Origin of the sequence: Pseudomonas syringae group sp. J254-4 (genome assembly GCF_032586855.1) — a bacterium.
GTDB lineage: Bacteria > Pseudomonadota > Gammaproteobacteria > Pseudomonadales > Pseudomonadaceae > Aquipseudomonas > Aquipseudomonas amygdali.
Window position 1 is genome coordinate 231,432 of sequence record NZ_JAWHOO010000005.1, and the last position, 17,550, is coordinate 248,981.

General features: G+C 58.8%; 16 protein-coding genes. 13 read left to right on the plus strand and 3 right to left on the minus strand.

Features of this window, described 5'->3' with window-relative positions:
• Positions 1 to 163 precede the first annotated feature (163 nt).
• Complete coding sequence (locus tag RYB09_RS09165) at positions 164 to 1,069, plus strand: LysR substrate-binding domain-containing protein (RefSeq protein ID WP_058402533.1); 906 nt, start codon at positions 164 to 166, stop codon at positions 1,067 to 1,069.
• Positions 1,070 to 1,109: 40 nt separating this feature from the next.
• On the opposite strand, the gene RYB09_RS09170 is transcribed toward RYB09_RS09165, so the two are convergent.
• Positions 1,110 to 1,742, minus strand: coding sequence for a hypothetical protein (locus tag RYB09_RS09170; protein ID WP_219170646.1), 633 nt, complete (start codon positions 1,740 to 1,742; stop codon positions 1,110 to 1,112).
• Positions 1,743 to 2,102: 360 nt separating this feature from the next.
• Here RYB09_RS09170 and purE point away from each other — a divergent pair, with 360 nt between their 5' ends.
• The 4 genes from purE (at position 2,103) to RYB09_RS09190 (ending at position 4,998) form a co-directional block, all read left to right on the plus strand.
• Positions 2,103 to 2,594 carry a 5-(carboxyamino)imidazole ribonucleotide mutase gene (gene purE / locus RYB09_RS09175; RefSeq protein ID WP_002555898.1) on the plus strand — a complete coding sequence of 164 codons (492 nt, stop codon included), beginning with the start codon at positions 2,103 to 2,105 and terminating at the stop codon, positions 2,592 to 2,594.
• A 9-nt stretch (positions 2,595 to 2,603) separates the two neighbouring features.
• On the plus strand, positions 2,604 to 3,686 hold the full coding sequence (locus RYB09_RS09180) for a 5-(carboxyamino)imidazole ribonucleotide synthase (RefSeq protein WP_219170645.1): 1,083 nt from the start codon (positions 2,604 to 2,606) through the stop codon (positions 3,684 to 3,686).
• 450 nt (positions 3,687 to 4,136) lie between these two features.
• Positions 4,137 to 4,382 carry a GlsB/YeaQ/YmgE family stress response membrane protein gene (locus RYB09_RS09185; protein ID WP_002555896.1) on the plus strand — a complete coding sequence of 82 codons (246 nt, stop codon included), beginning with the start codon at positions 4,137 to 4,139 and terminating at the stop codon, positions 4,380 to 4,382.
• Between the two features lie 82 nt (positions 4,383 to 4,464).
• Complete coding sequence (locus RYB09_RS09190) at positions 4,465 to 4,998, plus strand: DUF3299 domain-containing protein (protein ID WP_219170644.1); 534 nt, start codon at positions 4,465 to 4,467, stop codon at positions 4,996 to 4,998.
• Between the two features lie 25 nt (positions 4,999 to 5,023).
• Here RYB09_RS09190 and RYB09_RS09195 read toward each other — a convergent pair whose 3' ends face one another.
• Positions 5,024 to 5,935, minus strand: coding sequence for a D-hexose-6-phosphate mutarotase (locus tag RYB09_RS09195; RefSeq protein WP_219170643.1), 912 nt, complete (start codon positions 5,933 to 5,935; stop codon positions 5,024 to 5,026).
• A 91-nt stretch (positions 5,936 to 6,026) separates the two neighbouring features.
• Positions 6,027 to 6,428, minus strand: coding sequence for an acyl-CoA thioesterase (locus RYB09_RS09200; protein WP_003378389.1), 402 nt, complete (start codon positions 6,426 to 6,428; stop codon positions 6,027 to 6,029).
• Between the two features lie 431 nt (positions 6,429 to 6,859).
• Here RYB09_RS09200 and RYB09_RS09205 point away from each other — a divergent pair, with 431 nt between their 5' ends.
• From RYB09_RS09205 to RYB09_RS09240, 8 genes are all read left to right on the plus strand, one after another.
• Positions 6,860 to 8,149, plus strand: coding sequence for an MFS transporter (locus RYB09_RS09205; protein WP_058402536.1), 1,290 nt, complete (start codon positions 6,860 to 6,862; stop codon positions 8,147 to 8,149).
• Between the two features lie 167 nt (positions 8,150 to 8,316).
• The gene (locus RYB09_RS09210) at positions 8,317 to 9,318 is read left to right on the plus strand and encodes a phosphate ABC transporter substrate-binding protein PstS (RefSeq protein WP_044319654.1); all 1,002 of its coding nucleotides are present in this window, start codon (positions 8,317 to 8,319) and stop codon (positions 9,316 to 9,318) included.
• A gap of 143 nt (positions 9,319 to 9,461) precedes the next feature.
• On the plus strand, positions 9,462 to 11,747 hold the full coding sequence (locus tag RYB09_RS09215; protein WP_193601223.1) for an ABC transporter permease subunit: 2,286 nt from the start codon (positions 9,462 to 9,464) through the stop codon (positions 11,745 to 11,747).
• 69 nt (positions 11,748 to 11,816) lie between these two features.
• Positions 11,817 to 13,433 (plus strand): phosphate ABC transporter permease PstA, encoded by a 1,617-nt coding sequence (gene pstA / locus RYB09_RS09220; RefSeq protein WP_193601024.1) that lies wholly within the window; start codon positions 11,817 to 11,819, stop codon positions 13,431 to 13,433.
• Positions 13,434 to 13,499: 66 nt separating this feature from the next.
• Positions 13,500 to 14,333 (plus strand): phosphate ABC transporter ATP-binding protein PstB, encoded by an 834-nt coding sequence (gene pstB / locus RYB09_RS09225; protein ID WP_316888038.1) that lies wholly within the window; start codon positions 13,500 to 13,502, stop codon positions 14,331 to 14,333.
• 70 nt (positions 14,334 to 14,403) lie between these two features.
• Positions 14,404 to 15,165: a phosphate signaling complex protein PhoU gene (gene phoU, locus RYB09_RS09230; protein WP_002555887.1), complete on the plus strand. Its 762-nt coding sequence runs from the start codon at positions 14,404 to 14,406 to the stop codon at positions 15,163 to 15,165.
• Positions 15,166 to 15,368: 203 nt separating this feature from the next.
• Positions 15,369 to 16,265 carry a response regulator gene (locus RYB09_RS09235; RefSeq protein ID WP_058402540.1) on the plus strand — a complete coding sequence of 299 codons (897 nt, stop codon included), beginning with the start codon at positions 15,369 to 15,371 and terminating at the stop codon, positions 16,263 to 16,265.
• Positions 16,266 to 16,481: 216 nt separating this feature from the next.
• The gene (locus tag RYB09_RS09240) at positions 16,482 to 17,384 is read left to right on the plus strand and encodes a peptidoglycan DD-metalloendopeptidase family protein (protein WP_058407628.1); all 903 of its coding nucleotides are present in this window, start codon (positions 16,482 to 16,484) and stop codon (positions 17,382 to 17,384) included.
• The last annotated feature ends 166 nt before the right edge of the window (positions 17,385 to 17,550 follow it).

A 17,550-nucleotide genomic window follows, 5' to 3' on the forward strand; every position in this document is an offset into this window, starting at 1 on the left:
AAATGTCGCACCCGGACGCTGCTCCGGCCGCCTTGTCAGAGCCGTCTGGTCATGTATCCGCAGCGCGTTGCCGGGCGTCCCACCGGGGTCGCTTCAAACCGGTTGCGTGCAGGGCATGCGCAGTTGCCTGTCGAAGCAGTCATCCATTGTCCGGGAGGACCTGATGAATCTGGAAAGCAAATGGCTGGAGGATTTCAGCGCCCTGGCGGCCACCCGCAGCTTTTCCCAGGCGGCCGAGCGTCGTTTCGTGACTCAGCCAGCGTTCAGTCGGCGTATCCGCAGTCTTGAGTCGGCCTTGGGGCTGACGCTGGTCAATCGCTCGCGCACGCCCATCGAACTGACCGCTGCCGGGCAACTGTTTCTGGTTACCGCGCGTACGGTGGTCGAACAACTGGGCGAAGTCGTGCGCCATCTGCATCATCTGGAAGGTGGGCAGGGCGAGGTGATGCAGGTTGCCGCGGCACACTCCCTGGCGTTGGGGTTCTTTCCGCGCTGGATCGCCCAGTTACGTAATGAAGGGCTGAACATTGCCACCCGGCTGGTGGCCACAAACGTTGGCGATGCCGTACATGCGTTGCGTGAAGGGGGCTGTGACCTGATGCTGGCGTTCTACGATCCTGACGCCGCGCTGCAAATGGACGCTGAAATCTTCCCCTCGCTGCATCTGGGCCATACCGAGATGTTGCCGGTCTGCGCCGCCGATGCCGATGGGCAGCCGTTATTCGATATGGAAGGCGAGGGCAGTGTGCCGTTACTTGCCTACAGCGCCGGGGCCTTTCTCGGGCGCTCGGTGAATTTGCTGCTGCGTCAGCGTAACCTGCGGTTCACGACTGTTTACGAGACGGCGATGGCCGATAGCCTGAAAAGCATGGCGCTGGAGGGGTTGGGCATCGCCTGGGTGCCGCAACTGAGTGTGCGCGCCGAGCTGGCGCGCGGTGAACTGGTGGTGTGCGGCGGGCCGCAGTGGCATGTGCCGCTGGAGATCCGCCTGTACCGCTGCGCCCTGGTACGCAAGGCCAATGTGCGTCTGTTATGGCGCAAGCTTGAGAGTGCGGCTGCACCAGAGTGATCGTGAGACGAGCCGCTCGTGGCAAGCGGCCCGTACTTGTTCAGGGAAACTCGCTGAGGTTTGCCGCGATTTTTTGCTTGTTTTTGTCGCTGTAGACGTAGCAGTTGGCGCGTATGGATTGGCGGGTTGCTACCAGATTGGTCTCGCACCACCAGCCACCTTTGTAAATGACCTCTGCCAGTTCGTGAGTGCCGCCGAGCATATGACCCAGCTCATGGGCAGGTGCTGTGAACGTTGCCAGGGAGGCGATACCCGTATGCCCATTGAGGGTAGCAAAGCCAAGCGTGCCTGAGTTCAGTTTGCTTTGCGTCAGCAACAGGTACTTGGTCGTGCCATTTTTCGGCAGGTTTTGCTCGCTCAAATACTGATTGAGTCTGCCCTTCCAGATGGCGTACGTCTGGTCCAGATTGTCGTTCTTGTACTCAACGTCGGTCACGTCAGTAACGTTGCGAACGAACTGCAGATGCACCCGGCGACCGGTAAAGCTTTCGAGGTCCTTGATGAGCCACGTAAAGTAGTCCTCGGTAAGGCGCTCGTTGCTGGTTTCCTTTACGTCGTCATGTATGAACAGGAAGAGGAACAGCGGGCGCTGCGAATCGCCTTCAGCCAAGGCGGCCTGAGAGAGTGCGAATGCAGCGATCAGCAACAGAGATTTTGCGATTGTCTTGAACATGTTTTTACTCGTCCATGAGTAGTGAATGGGGTCATGACCCGAAGCAGGCCATGGCCATAATTAATAACAATCGCAGCGTCGGGTAAATCAGGATTGGCAGCTGCTGGTGTAGTCCTGACCTGTACCAAAGTGCAGGAAGAATGAGGGGCTTTTCCGAGGTCGTCTGTCTCGGTGGCCCATGCCTGTAAAAACCTCATGCGGTTGGTCGTCCAGGGGGCTGTCATCCTGGCGCTTTGCGGTATACTGCGCGGCCTTTGGCCGGCTAAATCGGTCACTATTCGTACAACAAGCCACGCCGGTTCCCCCGCGTGGCTTGTTGTTTTCAGACGCGCCTGCGGGCGCCCGATGAGAGGCACGACGATGAGCGCACTGGTTGGCGTGATCATGGGCTCCAAGTCCGATTGGTCCACCCTTAGCCACACTGCCGACATGCTGGAAAAGCTCGGCATCCCTTATGAAGTCAAGGTGGTGTCAGCTCACCGCACGCCGGACCTGCTGTTCCAGTACGCCGACGAAGCAGAGGGCCGTGGCATTGAAGTGATCATCGCCGGTGCTGGCGGTGCCGCTCACTTGCCTGGCATGTGTGCCGCCAAGACCCACCTGCCTGTGCTGGGCGTTCCGGTACAGTCGTCGATGCTGTCGGGTGTCGACTCCTTGCTGTCGATCGTGCAGATGCCTGCCGGTATTCCGGTAGCGACCCTGGCCATCGGCAAAGCGGGGGCGATCAACGCTGCGCTGCTTTCGGCCAGTATCCTTGGCGCCAAACACCCTCAATTTCACGCAGCGCTGAAGAAATTCCGCGCTGAGCAGACAGACAGCGTCCTGGACAATCCAGACCCACGCCACGCCTGAGGTTTTTCCATGAAGATCGGTGTAATCGGTGGCGGCCAGCTCGGCCGCATGTTGGCATTGGCAGGTACGCCGCTGGGCATGAACTTCGCCTTTCTCGATCCCGCGCCGGATGCCTGTGCTGCTGCACTTGGCGAGCATCTGCGTGCCGATTACGGCGACCTGGACCATCTGCGTCAGTTGGCGGATGAAGTCGATCTGGTGACTTTCGAGTTCGAAAGCGTGCCGGCCGAGACCGTGGCGTTTCTGTCGCAGTTCGTACCGGTCTATCCGAGCGCCGAGGCGTTGCGCATTGCGCGTGACCGCTGGTTTGAAAAAAGCATGTTCAAGGATCTGGGCATTCCGACGCCCGCATTCGCCGATATTCAGTCGCAGGCCGATCTGGATGCTGCGGTGGCCAGCATTGGCCTGCCTGCGGTGCTCAAGACCCGCACGCTGGGTTATGACGGCAAGGGCCAGAAAGTCCTGCGCTCGGCAGCAGATGTGACCGATACATTCGCCGAGCTGGGCAGCGTGCCTTGCCTGCTGGAAGGCTTCGTGCCTTTCACTGGCGAAGTGTCGCTGATCGCCGTTCGCGCGCGTGATGGCGAGACCCGGTTCTACCCGCTGGTTCACAACACCCACGACAGCGGCATCCTGCGCCTGTCCATCGCCAGCACCGATCACCCTTTGCAGGCACTGGCCGAAGACTACGCCGGTCGCGTCCTGAAGCAGCTGGATTACGTAGGCGTGCTGGCATTCGAGTTCTTTGAGGTCGACGGTGGCCTGAAAGCCAACGAGATTGCACCGCGGGTACACAACTCCGGTCACTGGACCACCGAAGGCGCCGAGTGCAGCCAGTTCGAAAACCACCTGCGGGCGGTTGCCGGTCTGCCGCTGGGCTCCACAGCCAAGGTCGGCGAGAGCGCCATGCTCAACTTCATCGGTGAAGTGCCAGCAGTGGACAAGGTCATCGCCGTCGAAGATTGCCACCTGCACCACTACGGCAAGGCGTTCAAGGCTGGCCGCAAAGTAGGGCACGCTACGGTCCGCAGCGCTGATCGCGCCATGCTGGATCGTCAGGTGAAGCTGGTTGAAGCGCTGATCAAGGGCTGATCAGGCCTGCGGCTGTCGTGCCAATACTTTGCGCTCGGCGTAATACACAAATCCAACTGACTATCGTGCCAATGCTCCGCGTTGGCATGCATTGTGTGACGCTCCGCGTCACAAATCTGCAGCTTGGCGCGGTATCAAGAGCAAAGGAGTCTCAGGCTTCGGTGCTGCCTGTATGTCAGGCTGGATTGAGTGATGCGCTATGGCTGCAATGTGACGCAGAGCGTCACGAAATGCATTACCACGCGGAGCGTGGGAACGAGAATTATCGGAGTGCCAGCCCTGTTTAGCCGTTCTGCGCTATCGCCAGGCTCCGTCATTCATGAAGAATTCTCCACCTCGAAGCAAACTGTCCATTGCGCCGGAACCATTCCCTGCCGCTGTTCTCAGATAGCAGTAGGCCGGGGCTGCTCATTAGCCCAGGCATATTCACTTAATACAGAGGGAAATGGCATGGGTATCATTGGAACCATCTTTATCGGCCTGATCGTTGGTCTGCTGGCTCGCTTCCTGAAGCCGGGCGACGACAGCATGGGCTGGATCATGACCATCGTGCTGGGTATCGCCGGCTCGCTTGCAGCCACTTATGGTGGTCAGGCGCTGGGTATCTATCAAGCGGGCGAGGGTGCAGGTTTCCTCGGCGCGCTGGTAGGTGCAATCATCCTGCTGGTTATCTACGGCATGATCAAAAAGAAATAACGTTTAATGTTCAGCCCTCTGTTCTGCGCGGCACAGAGGGCTAGAATGCGCGGCAACTCTTCCTCCTTTGCCGAGCTTTATCATGCGCCGCTTCTTGTTGATGACTCTTCTGCTGCTATCCGGGCTTGCACACGCCCAGTTGCCGGAAACCGACTGGCTTGAGCTGATGCCCAAGTCCGATCAAAAAGCCCTCGAAGTCATGCCCGAGATTGACCACAATTCTCCGGAAGCCATGGGCACGTTCGACAGCAAGGGTGGCTTGAAGCAGAGCAAGGGTTTGCCAGCGGTCATGTATTCGACCAAGACCGTCCCGGCAATGAACGGCAAGACCATTCGTCTTGGCGGTTACCCTGTACCCCTCGAAACCGATGCCAAGGGCCACAGCACGCTGTTCTTCATCGTGCCTTATCCAGGCGCCTGCATCCATGTTCCGCCACCACCGCCTAACCAGTTGGTGCTGGTGCGTTACCCCAAAGGCTTGAAACTGGATGATATCTACACACCACTGTGGGTAGAAGGCACCCTGAAAATCGAGAAGGTCAGTAACGATCTGGCTGATGCAGCGTATGCGATGGATGCGTCAAAGGTCCGCGTGGTGGTTGAATCGGACCTTTGATGGTATATCTCTGATCAAATTTCGATCAGAGCGCCTCGCTCCAGATACTCACACCCAGAACATGCATCTGGTCGGGGGCCAGCGTCACCACGTCGTCCAGTACGTTGGCCGTTTCGACACAGACCATGCGCTGCCAGCCATCTGCTGCCATGTCGGTGAATTTGCCGGTTTTCTCGATCCACGGGTTCCACAGGATGGCTGATGTCGAGCCGGTGCTGCGAATGTGGATGCGGCGCTGCCATTGGGGGTCAACGATGCTGAGTACACCCGGCGTGTCCTTGTAGATACGGTCGGTTTCGCCAGTGAACGTCAGGTCGCCGGTCTGCTCGCGTTCTTCCCAGTTTGCCAGGGTTTCGATGTAGCGCAGGCCGTTGAGCCCTTCGACGCTGACCTGACGAACATCGCTGACGGCGAAATAGGTATGCAGCGCCTGGCTGATCACCACAGGCTCAGTGCCACAGTTGTAGCTGACCAGACTGACATTCAGTGCGTGGTCCAGACGAATGCTTAGTTTCAGGGCGACGTTGTGCGGCCAGCCTGGCAGGTGGCCTTCGGCCTCCGGCAGGACGAACTCTACCAGCAGTGCATCGCCATCTGCTCCGATCCCCAGCAGCTGCCAATCCAGCGCTCGCACTTCACCATGCGCCTTGGCGGGTTCGCTGCTGTCGCGCATTGCCTGCACGCTTTGCGGGTTGCGTTCCAGATTACCGAACCACGGCCAGCAGATGGGCATGCCCGCGCGAATGGGTTTGCCTTGCTTGAAAACGGCTTCTTCATTCAGCCACACCAGCGGCTGCTGTCCGGCCACTTGATAGCTGAGGATATGTGCGCCCTGCTGGGCAACCAGCAGCTCTGCTTCGCCGTGGCGAATGCGCCAGCAGTTCAGTTCGTCGTACTGGACAGATTCAACGTTGGGTTCAACCGGGGATGTTGGCATGCAAAGTTCTCACTCAATGACCGTGACGAAAATAGACCGCTTCATGCAGGGCGAGTTTAACCGGACAGCCAGCCATGGGTTGAGCAACCATTTACCGTCGTGCGGGAACCGAGCGTGTCCGCCCGCTGGAATCTATGGCCACGAACACGAATGCGGCCTCAGTGACCTTGCGCCATTCGCTGGTGACCGGGTCATCGCTCCACACTTCGACCATCATCTTGATCGAGGTGCGTCCGACTTCCAGGGTGCGGGTATAAAAGGAAAGCTGTTCGCCAACCGCGACCGGAACCAGAAACGCCATGCGATCAATCGCAACGGTCGCTACACGGCCGCCAGCCACTTTACTGGCCATGGCTGTACCCGCCAGGTCCATCTGGGAGACCAGCCAGCCGCCGAAGATGTCGCCAAAGCCATTGGTTTCGCGGGGAAGGGCGGTAATTTGCAGTGCAAGGTCGCCTTGCGGAGTTGGATCTTCTTGTTCGAGCTCGATCATGCCTAGGGTGCCTCTGACCCATGACTCTCATTATTGTATGCCGCGGTTAACAGGCGCCATTCAAAACCATGCGCATGAACATTGTGTGTCCAGCGCTGGTGTGGCCCATAGAGAAACTCTGCGAAACCCGCTGATTCAGACGTTTTCGCACAACTTCCCACTGCTGCTGACGGCTTGCGAGTATATCGGGCGTTGCGTCATAGAACGACCGTCGGGTTTCCATTTTGTAATGATGCAGTTCTTGACATGTGTTTTTGAGAGCAATTTGCTATCTTGCTGGACCTCTACAGGTGACAAGACTGCCTGTACACGCAATTTTGGTGCCTATCTGCGCCTTTGCCCTCGACAATCGCTTCTGCACGGCACCCCGCAGCAGCCAGCGTTGCTGTCGCTTGCCCCTTTTCAAAGAACACGTAAAGAGAAGCCTTGTCATGTCATCTGTTCCTTCAAGTTCCACGCAGCCTGCGCGGCCTTTGACCCGCAGCGATTACAAAACCCTTTCGCTGTCTGCTCTGGGTGGCGCGCTGGAGTTCTACGACTTCATCATTTTCGTGTTTTTCGCGGCGGTGGTCGGCAAGCTGTTTTTCCCGGTGGACATGCCTGACTGGCTGCGCATGATGCAGACGTTCGGCATTTTCGCCGCCGGTTATCTGGCGAGGCCACTGGGCGGCATTATCATGGCGCACTTCGGCGATCTGCTGGGGCGCAAGAAAATGTTCACGCTGAGCATTTTCATGATGGCGGTGCCGACCCTGATCATGGGCTTGCTGCCGACCTACGCGCAGATCGGCATGTGGGCGCCGATTCTGCTGCTGTTGATGCGCGTCATTCAAGGCGCCGCCATCGGCGGTGAAGTGCCTGGCGCCTGGGTATTCGTCTCCGAGCATGTACCCGCCCGTCGTGTCGGGTATGCCTGCGGCACCCTGACCGCGGGCCTGACAGCGGGCATCCTGCTGGGCTCGCTGGTCGCCACGGCGATCAACAGTATTTATACCCCGGTCGAAGTGTCGGATTACGCCTGGCGGATCCCTTTCCTGCTGGGTGGCGTGTTTGGCCTGATGTCGGTTTATCTGCGTCGTCTGTTGCACGAAACGCCGGTGTTCGCCGAACTGCAGCTGCGCAAGGCGCTGGCTGAAGAAGTGCCGCTCAAGGCGGTGCTGCGTGATCATCGTGGTGCCGTTGCACTATCGATGCTGATGACCTGGTTGCTGTCGGCCGGCATCATCGTCGTGATCCTGATGACGCCGACCATTCTGCAAACCATCTATGGCTTTCCGGCGGCTACGGCGCTGAAGGCCAACAGCCTGGCTATCGTGTTTCTCAGCCTGGGTTGCATCGCAGCGGGTGCCCTGGCGGATCGCTTTGGCGCCGGCTGGGTGTTTCTGTTGGGCAGCGCAGGGTTACTGGCCAGTTCCTGGACGTTCTATCACGTCCTCGGCAGCCATCCGGAAGTGCTGTTCCCGCTGTATGCCGTGACCGGTCTGTTCGTCGGTACGATCGGCGCGGTTCCTTACGTCATGGTCAAGGCTTTCCCGCCTGTGGTGCGCTTCTCGGGGTTGTCGTTTTCCTACAACCTGGCGTACGCCATTTTCGGGGGGCTGACGCCGATGGTTGTGACGTTCATGCTCAAGAGCAGCCCGATGGGCCCGGCCTGGTATGTCGCGATTCTCTGCGGCCTGGGTATGGCAATTGGCGTGTTTTTGCTGACCAGAAAGCGTTGATCAGCACCCGCTGGTAAATGCTCAAGGCATCCGCTACAGCGAAAGGCTATCTCCCTGCGAAGGGCGATAGCCTTTTCATCTTATTGTCATAATCAATTCATAGAGTAGTCACAAGACTGGCCCAAAAAGGCTTGTGGACACCTACATACCCTGCCAGGAGCGCAAGGATGACACTCAAGCGTTTGATGGCTGCACTGACATGGGTTGCCGCCAGCGTGATGGCAGCCAATACGCTGGCTGCCGTCGACCCTGCCATCAAGGCCTATACCAGGACCTCCGGTGTGTCGGGCAATCTCTCCAGTGTCGGCTCCGATACCCTGGCCAATCTCATGACCCTGTGGGCCGAGGCCTACAAGAAAGAATACCCGAGCGTTAACATCCAGATTCAAGCGGCTGGCTCTTCCACAGCGCCACCTGCGCTGACCGAAGGCACGGCCAATCTGGGGCCTATGAGCCGCAGGATGAAAGACGGCGAACTATCGGCTTTTGAGCAGAAGCACGGCTATAAACCGACCGCTATTCCGGTGGCCGTGGATGCATTGGCCGTATTCGTGCACAAGGACAATCCGATCAAGGGCCTGACCCTGCAGCAAGTGGACGCAATCTTTTCTGCGACCCGCCTGTGTGGTGCCAGGGCGGATGCGAAAACCTGGGGTGATGTCGGTGTGAGCGGCAACCTGGCAGGCAAGCCGATTCAGTTGTTCGGTCGTAATTCGGTGTCGGGCACTTACGGTTACTTCAAGGAAGAAGCCCTGTGCAAAGGCGATTTCAAAGCCAACGTCAACGAACAGCCCGGTTCCGCCTCGGTGGTCAGCGCCATCAGCAATTCGCTTAACGGCATTGGCTACTCGGGCATCGGCTACAAGACATCCAATGTCAGGACCGTTCCGCTGGCGAAGAAGGAGGGGGGCGAGTTTGTCGAAGACAGCGAAGCCAACACTTTGAATGGCAGTTACCCCTTGTCGCGCTTTCTCTATGTCTATGTGAACAAGGCGCCCAATCAGCCTCTGGCACCGCTGGAGGCCGAGTTCGTTAAACTGGTGCTGTCCAGACAGGGCCAGGAAGTGGTGATGAAAGACGGTTATATTCCGCTGCCTGCTCGTGTGGTGGAAAAGACACTTGCCGATCTCGGCCTGCAAGATACGAGCGGCCTGGCAGTAAAAAAGTAGTCACGTACAGCTTGCAAGCGAGGCTCAATGGACTGGCCTGCACACAAATTGATCAGTCCGCCGCCGGACTCATGGGCAGCGGGCTTTTCTGCGTCACCTTGCTGTAATGTTTTTGTCATACAAGGCGTCTACGGTGTGTGCGCATGAATGAGCTGTTCAAATCTTCGATGGACCAGAGTTCGCCGCCAGCGCGTATTGATTTCAATACGCCCGCTATGGTGAGGAAGCGCCGTGTCCGTGCGTTCAAGGATCGCCTCACTCACTGGTACGTTGCCATTGGTGGCCTTGCCGTTCTGGCAGCCATCACACTGATCTTCTTCTATCTGGCCTATGTCGTCGCGCCGCTCTTCAAAGGCGCAAGCCTTACTTCCGAACCCGTGCTGAATACTGCCTGGATGCAGGATGCGGGCACGCCGTTGATGATCGCAATCGAAGAGCAGAACCAGATCGGGATGCGCATTTCCGACAAGGGCGAAGTCATCTTTTTCAACGTCAAGGATGGCGCAGAACTGCATAGGGTTGCCTTGCCGCTACCCGCTGGCGTGTCTGTCGCTTCCATCGGCAAGGATCAGCCCGGCGCGCCATTGATAGCCTTGGGCCTGTCCAATGGCCAAGTGCTGGTGTTCAGGCACTCGTACCTGACGACCTACCCGAACAATCAGAAAACCATCACCCCGAGCGTGGCCTGGCCCTACGGCGAAGCGCCTTTGGTGCTGGATGAGGCCGGTCGCGCAGTCGAGCATGTGACCGTCAGTGCTGATGGCGACAGCCTCAAACTGGCAGGGTCTACCGGCACTCAGTTGCACGTTATCTCGCTCGAGCAGAAAGAAAACATGATGACCGGCGAGATGACGCGTGAGCAGACGCGCATCGAGCTACCGCAGATGTCGGCCGCCGTTAAAGCGATTTACATCGACCCGCGCCAGCAATGGTTGTATGTCATCAATGGTCGCGCGCAGGCGGATGTGTTCAGCCTGCGCGACCGAACCCTCAATGGCCGCTATAAATTGCTGGAAGACGGTAACGCCGAGATCACGGCGAGTGCCCAGCTGGTCGGCGGCATTTCGCTGATCATCGGCAACTCGAAGGGCAGCATGTCCCAGTGGTTCATGGCCCGTGACACTGACGGCGAGCAGCGCCTGATGCGCATCCGCGACTTCAAAATGGGCAGCGCACCTATCGAGCAGATCAAGGCTGAGCAGCGGCGCAAGGGCTTCATTGCTCTGGACGCCTCGGGCAGGCTGGGCGTGTTCCACAGCACCGCGCACCGAACCTTGCTGATCGACAAGGTAACTGACGGTCCCGGCATTCTGGCGTTATCACCGCGCGCCAACCGGGTTTTGATCGAAAGCGCTGGCAAGCTGTTGCCGCTGGCGCTGGATAACCCGCACCCGGAAGTCTCGTGGAGTTCGCTGTGGGGCAAGGTCTGGTATGAGAATTACGACGAGCCCAAGTACGTTTGGCAATCCACGGCGTCCAACTCCGACTTCGAGCCCAAGCTGAGCCTGGCACCCTTGACCTACGGCACCCTGAAAGCGGCGTTCTACGCCATGTTGCTGGCCGCGCCGCTGGCCGTGGCGGCCGCGATCTACACCGCCTACTTCATGGCGCCGGGCATGCGCCGCAAGGTCAAGCCGGTGATTGAATTGATGGAAGCGATGCCGACGGTGATTCTCGGTTTCTTTGCCGGATTGTTTCTGGCGCCTTATCTGGAAGGTCATTTGCCGGGCATCTTCAGTTTGCTGCTGCTCACGCCGATCGGCATTTTGCTGGCGGGCTTTTTCTGGACCCGTCTGCCTGATTCGCTTCGCCTGCGCGTGCCCGATGGCTGGGAAGGCGCGATCCTGATTCCCGTTGTGCTATTGGTGGGCTGGTTTTCACTGAGCATGAGTCCGCACCTGGAGAGCTGGTTCTTCGGCGGCGACATGAGCACATGGATCCGCGACCAACTGGGCATCACCTACGATCAGCGCAACGCGTTGGTGGTCGGCATTGCAATGGGTTTCGCGGTGATCCCCAACATCTACTCGATTGCCGAAGACGCCGTGTTCAGCGTGCCGCGTAGCCTGACACTGGGCTCTCTGGCACTGGGCGCGACGCCGTGGCAGACCCTGACGCGAGTAGTCATTCTGACCGCCAGCCCGGGTATTTTTTCGGCCTTGATGATCGGCATGGGTCGGGCGGTGGGGGAAACCATGATTGTGCTGATGGCGACCGGCAACACGCCGATCATGGACATGAATCTATTTGAAGGCATGCGCACGCTGGCGGCCAATGTCGCGGTGGAGATGCCAGAGTCGGAAGTAGGCGGTAGCCATTATCGGGTGTTGTTTCTGGCGGCGTTGGTGCTGTTGATGTTCACCTTTGTGATGAACACCCTCGCGGAGTTGATTCGTCAGCGTCTGCGCAAGCAATACTCGGCGTTGTAAGGAAGGTAGGCGTTGGTGAAGCGGAACTCCCTCAAGAGCTGGTTCAAAAGCGGCGCCCCCGGCGTCTGGATGAGTGCGGGTGCCGTATCCATCGCTGTCATCATGACCATCGGCCTGCTGGCGGTGATCGCCGTGCGGGGGCTTGGGCACTTCTGGCCCGCTGATCTGGTGGTCGCACGTTATGCGGTGCCCAATCAGGAATCGAGTGTGCTGGTCGGTGAGCGGGTCGAGCAGGAACAGGTCCCCCGCGCGCGTCTGAAAAGTGCGGGCCTGCCGGTGCCTGACCAAGGGCCGGAGTTCATGACCCGTGAGCTGTTCAAGGTCGGCAACCGTGACCTCAACCCCAGCGATTTCACCTGGGTTGTGGGCGACTGGCTGACCGACCAGAGCCGTCCTGCCGAACTGATGACGCTGGAGCGCCGGGAGTGGGGCAATTTCTACGGCTATCTGGTCAACGTCAAAGAGAATGGCCGGATAGTGGCGCAAGGCGAAGCTGCCTGGCCGATTCTGCAAGAGCGCATCAAGCGCGTCGAGAAGCTGGCTGACGAACTCTACATTCTGGAAAAGAAAGACATCGGGGCCATCAATCACGGTATTGAGCGCCTGCGTCTGCAGGCCCGCAAGCTGGAACTCAATGGCCGGCTCGATGCCGCTGCGCAAGCTGACATGGCTGCAGAACGTGCCGAGCTGGACGCGCGTTACAAGGTCATCGAGGGGCGTCTGGACGGTCTGCATGAGGCTTTTGATCGCGACAGCCTGACGGCACGCGATGGCAATGGCAAAGAAATCGAACTCAGCCTGGGCAAAGTGGTGCGTGCTTACCAGCCCAACGCGATGGGCACCGTTACCAAGCTGGGTTTCTACTTCCAGAAACTGTGGGAATTTCTCAGTGACGACCCTCGCGAAGCCAACACCGAAGGGGGGATTTTCCCGGCTATCTTCGGCACGGTGATGATGACCCTGATCATGGCGGTGATCGTGACGCCGTTCGGTGTGCTGGCCGCAGTTTACCTGCGCGAGTACGCGCGTCAGGGGCCGGTTACCCGGCTGATCCGCATTGCCGTGAACAACCTGGCCGGTGTACCGGCGATTGTCTACGGCGTGTTCGGCCTCGGGTTTTTCGTTTATGTGCTCGGTGGCTCGGTAGACCGGCTGTTCTTTCCTGAAGCGCTGCCAGCCCCGACGTTCGGTACGCCAGGCCTGTTATGGGCCTCGCTGACCCTGGCGCTGCTGGCCGTGCCGGTGGTGATCGTGGCCACCGAAGAAGGTTTGGCGCGTATTCCGCTGACCCTGCGTGAAGGTTCGCTGGCGCTGGGCGCGACCAAGGCCGAGACGCTGTGGAAGATTGTATTGCCAATGGCCAGCCCGGCGATGATGACCGGCCTGATTCTGGCGGTGGCGCGTGCTGCCGGGGAAGTTGCGCCCTTGATGCTGGTGGGCGTGGTCAAACTGGCCCCGTCGCTGCCGCTGGATGGCAACTATCCTTATCTGCATCTCGATCAGAAGATCATGCACCTGGGTTTCCACATTTACGACGTTGGCTTCCAGAGCCCCAACGTCGAAGCGGCACGCCCGCTGGTCTACGCCACCGCGCTGTTGCTGGTGCTGGTCATAGCCTTGCTCAATCTCTCGGCGGTGAGTATCCGTAACCATTTGCGGGAAAAATATAAGGCGCTCGACAATTGATCCCGAATTCGCCCTTTGGCAAACGCGGCAGTTCAATGAAGCGAATCGTTCGCACAGGAGCAATCCATGCAGCATGAAAGCCCGACCCATGGCATGAACATGTCGGCCCTGAGGCGTCACAAGCAAAGCCTGGATCTGGCCGACGAGACCGTGGCTATCGAAGTGCCAGGTCTGAATCTGTTCTATGGCGACAAGCAGGCGCTGTTTGATATTGCCCTGAATATCCCCAAGCAGAAGGTGACCTCGTTCATCGGTCCATCCGGTTGTGGCAAGTCGACCCTGTTGCGCAGTTTCAATCGCATGAACGATCTGGTCGACGGTTGCCGGGTCGAGGGCGCGATCAACCTGTACGGTCACAACATCTACACCAAGGGCGAGGAAGTGGCTGAATTGCGTCGGCGCGTCGGCATGGTGTTCCAGAAGCCGAACCCGTTCCCCAAGACGATTTATGAAAACGTGGTCTACGGCCTGCGCATTCAGGGTATCAACAAGAAGCGCGTACTCGATGAAGCTGTCGAGTGGGCGCTGAAAGCCTCTGCACTCTGGGATGAGGTCAAGGATCGACTGCATGAGTCGGCGTTGGGATTGTCCGGAGGGCAGCAACAGCGTCTGGTTATTGCCCGAACGATCGCCGTGGAGCCGGAAGTCCTGCTGCTCGACGAACCCTGTTCGGCACTTGACCCGATTTCGACCCTTAAAGTCGAAGAACTGATCTACGAACTGAAATCGAAATACACCATTGTGATCGTTACGCACAACATGCAGCAGGCGGCTCGGGTGTCGGATTACACCGCGTTTATGTACATGGGCAAACTCGTCGAGTTCGGTGATACAGACACCTTGTTCACCAACCCGGCAAAAAAACAGACAGAAGACTACATCACCGGTCGTTACGGCTAGGACGTGCTTCGTCAGACCTGAACCACCGCTGCGTTTTCGCTATTAACCGGACGTTCCAAGGACACCCAGCATGATCCACAAAGACAGCCATACGCATCACATTTCCCAACAGTTCAACGCTGAACTCGAAGACGTTCGCAGCCATTTGCTCGAAATGGGTGGCCTGGTCGAGAAGCAGGTGAACGATTCTGTCACGGCACTGATCGAGGCCGACTCCGGTCTTGCCCAGCGCGTTCGCGAGGTCGACGACCGGATCAATCAGATGGAGCGCAGCATCGACGAAGAATGCCTGCGCATTCTGGCTCGTCGCCAGCCTGCGGCGTCCGATCTGCGCCTGATCATCAGCATTTCCAAGTCGGTGATCGACCTGGAGCGCATCGGTGATGAAGCCACCAAGATCGCCCGCCGTGCCATCAAACTCTGCGAAGAGGGCGAGGCACCGCGTGGTTACGTCGAGGTTCGTCATATCGGTGATCAGGTGCGCAACATGGTGCGCGATGCCCTGGACTCATTCGCGCGCTTCGACGCCGAGCTGGCCCTGTCGGTCGCGCAGTACGACAAGACCATCGACCGTGAGTACAAAACCGCCCTGCGCGAGCTGGCGACCTACATGATGGAAGATCCACGCTCGATCTCCCGCGTGCTGGACGTCATCTGGGTGCTGCGCTCTCTGGAGCGTATCGGCGACCATGCACGCAACATTTCCGAGCTGGTGATTTATCTGGTGCGTGGCACCGACGTGCGGCACATGGGTCTCAAGCGCATGAAGGAAGAAGTGCAGGGTATATCGAGCGAAACCGCTAATGTTCCGGGCGACGCTGACGATAAGTAAGATTGCCTGCGAGAAAAACGCCCAGCATGCGCTGGGCGTTTTTCGTTGTGCAGATGAGTATTCCCGTCGCCTGCGGATTAAATGTCGCGGCGCAGTCAATCAATATGGCAGTTGGCCACCGGTCAACGCTATGCTTGCCGAAACAAAGGGCGTGTTGGCATACCGCAGTTCGCCTCCAGGTGAACACGCCCGCAGGAGCGTCGATGAGTAAGGTCAGTGTATTGGTGGTGGATGACGCGACTTTCATTCGCGACTTGGTCAAGAAAGGGCTGCGCAATTATTTTCCCGGGATTCATACCGAGGACGCAGTCAACGGTCGCAAGGCTCAGGCTTTGCTGGGCAAAGAGCCGTTCGATCTGATTCTGTGCGACTGGGAAATGCCCGAGATGTCCGGCCTGGAGCTGTTGGCATGGTGCCGCGAGCAGGACAATTACCTGAGAACCGTGCCGTTCATCATGGTGACCAGCCGTGGTGACAAGGAAAACGTTGTGCAGGCTATTCAGGCTGGCGTGACCGATTTTGTCGGCAAACCGTTCACCAACGAGCAGTTGCTGACCAAGGTCAAGAAGGCGCTGGCGAAGGTCGGCAAGCTTGATGCCGTTATGTCCACAGCCCCGGCACGCATGAACTCGCCGCTCAATGACTCGCTCAGTGCATTGACCGGCGGCAAGGCCGAAGTGGTTCGCGCAGCACCAGCACAGGCAGCAGCGCCTGCCGGTATCGCCAAAGCACCGCCGGTTGCAGCCAAATCGGCGGAGCCTGCCGGTCGTGGACAGGGCCAGTTGCGCCTGCCCAACGGCATTCAGCCGTGCGTGATCAAGGCTTTGACGCTGAAAGACGCCACACTGGTCATACGCGTCAGCGAAAACCTGCCGCAGGTGCTCGACAGCGCGGTACTGGACCTTGAGCAAGGCGAGAGCAACGAGGTCGCACGCCTGAATGGCTACCTGCACTCCGTCGCCGCGTTTGAGCAGAAGCCTGACAGTGAATGGCTGCAAGTGACTTTCCGATTTGTCGATCAGGATGCGCAGAAGCTCGACTACCTGTCGCGCCTGATCGCACGCGGCACGGCTCAGAAGCACTTTGTCCCCGGCGCCTGATACACGCCTTCCTGCTGACTGGCATGCCGACGTTCGCGTTGGCATGCGCCTGACAGCTACCCAATAACTTCACCCCGCTGCAATCCCCCCGCTGATCATGCTGTGTCTGTGGTTTTTCTGGCGCGTTATTCATGTCCGATTGATACCGACGAGTCCTCTTCTGTCTGCAAGGCTGCTAGGCTTGGCACCCAGTGCCCTTGAACCCGAACGTCTCTGATGCTTGCACGCCTGCTTATCCTGTTTACCCTGACGTTGACTGTGCAGTCGGCCGGGGCAGTCACGATCTATAAATTCACCGATGCCGATGGCGTGGTGTCGTTCTCGGACCGGCCAACGCCTGGCGCATCGGTCATGGTGTTTCGGGACCGGATGGTCGAGCGTATCGACGGCCAGGTGCATTTGAGCGTCAGGCGTGAAAAGGGCGTGCACAGCCTGTACGTGCGCAACGATCTGTACGCCCCGGTCGAGGTCGAACTCAAGCTTTCCAGTGTGACCAACGTGCTGGGCGTCTCTGGCTCGTCAGCAACGCTACGCCGCACGATCCCTGCGCGCAGTAACGAACGTGTGGTGGTGCTGAGCCCCAAAGTGGGGAGCAAGCCGATGAACTACGCCTCGGTGCTGACTTCAACCCTGGGCGATCCCAAAGGTTCGGTGCAGGCCTATAAATACCCATTGCCGTGGATTGGCGGTCCGTTTCGCCTGACTCAGGGGCCGAATGGCAAATACAGTCATTACGGCGCCAAGGGCCGCTATGCGATGGACATTGCCATGCCCGAAGGCACACCGATCATCGCCGCACGCGGCGGGACGGTGATAAAGATTGAAAACAGCCAGTCAGGCAGGGGGTCGAATGCGTCAGGCAACTTCGTACGTATTCTGCACGAAGACGGCACGATGGGCGTCTACCTGCACCTGATGCGCGGTTCGGTGAGTGTCAGGGAAGGTCAGCGGGTCAGCGTCGGAACCGCGCTGGCGCGGTCGGGTAATACCGGCAACAGCACCGGCCCGCATCTGCACTTTGTCGTGCAACGCAACTCGGGCCATGAACTGGTATCGATCCCCTACGAGTTCGCCAGGCCGGTGCAGAGCCTGCCCAACTTCGCCGTCGGCGGAAATTGACTGCTGGAGCGGACCTTGTATTTCCTGACTATTTATCGCTCCCACGCTCCGCGTGGTAGCGCCGTTCAGGACGCTCTGCGTCCGCTTTCGAGTATGCGGCGCGGCGCAGATCTGTGACGCGGAGCGTCACCCACGGCATTCCCACGCTGGAGCGTGAGGAACGATA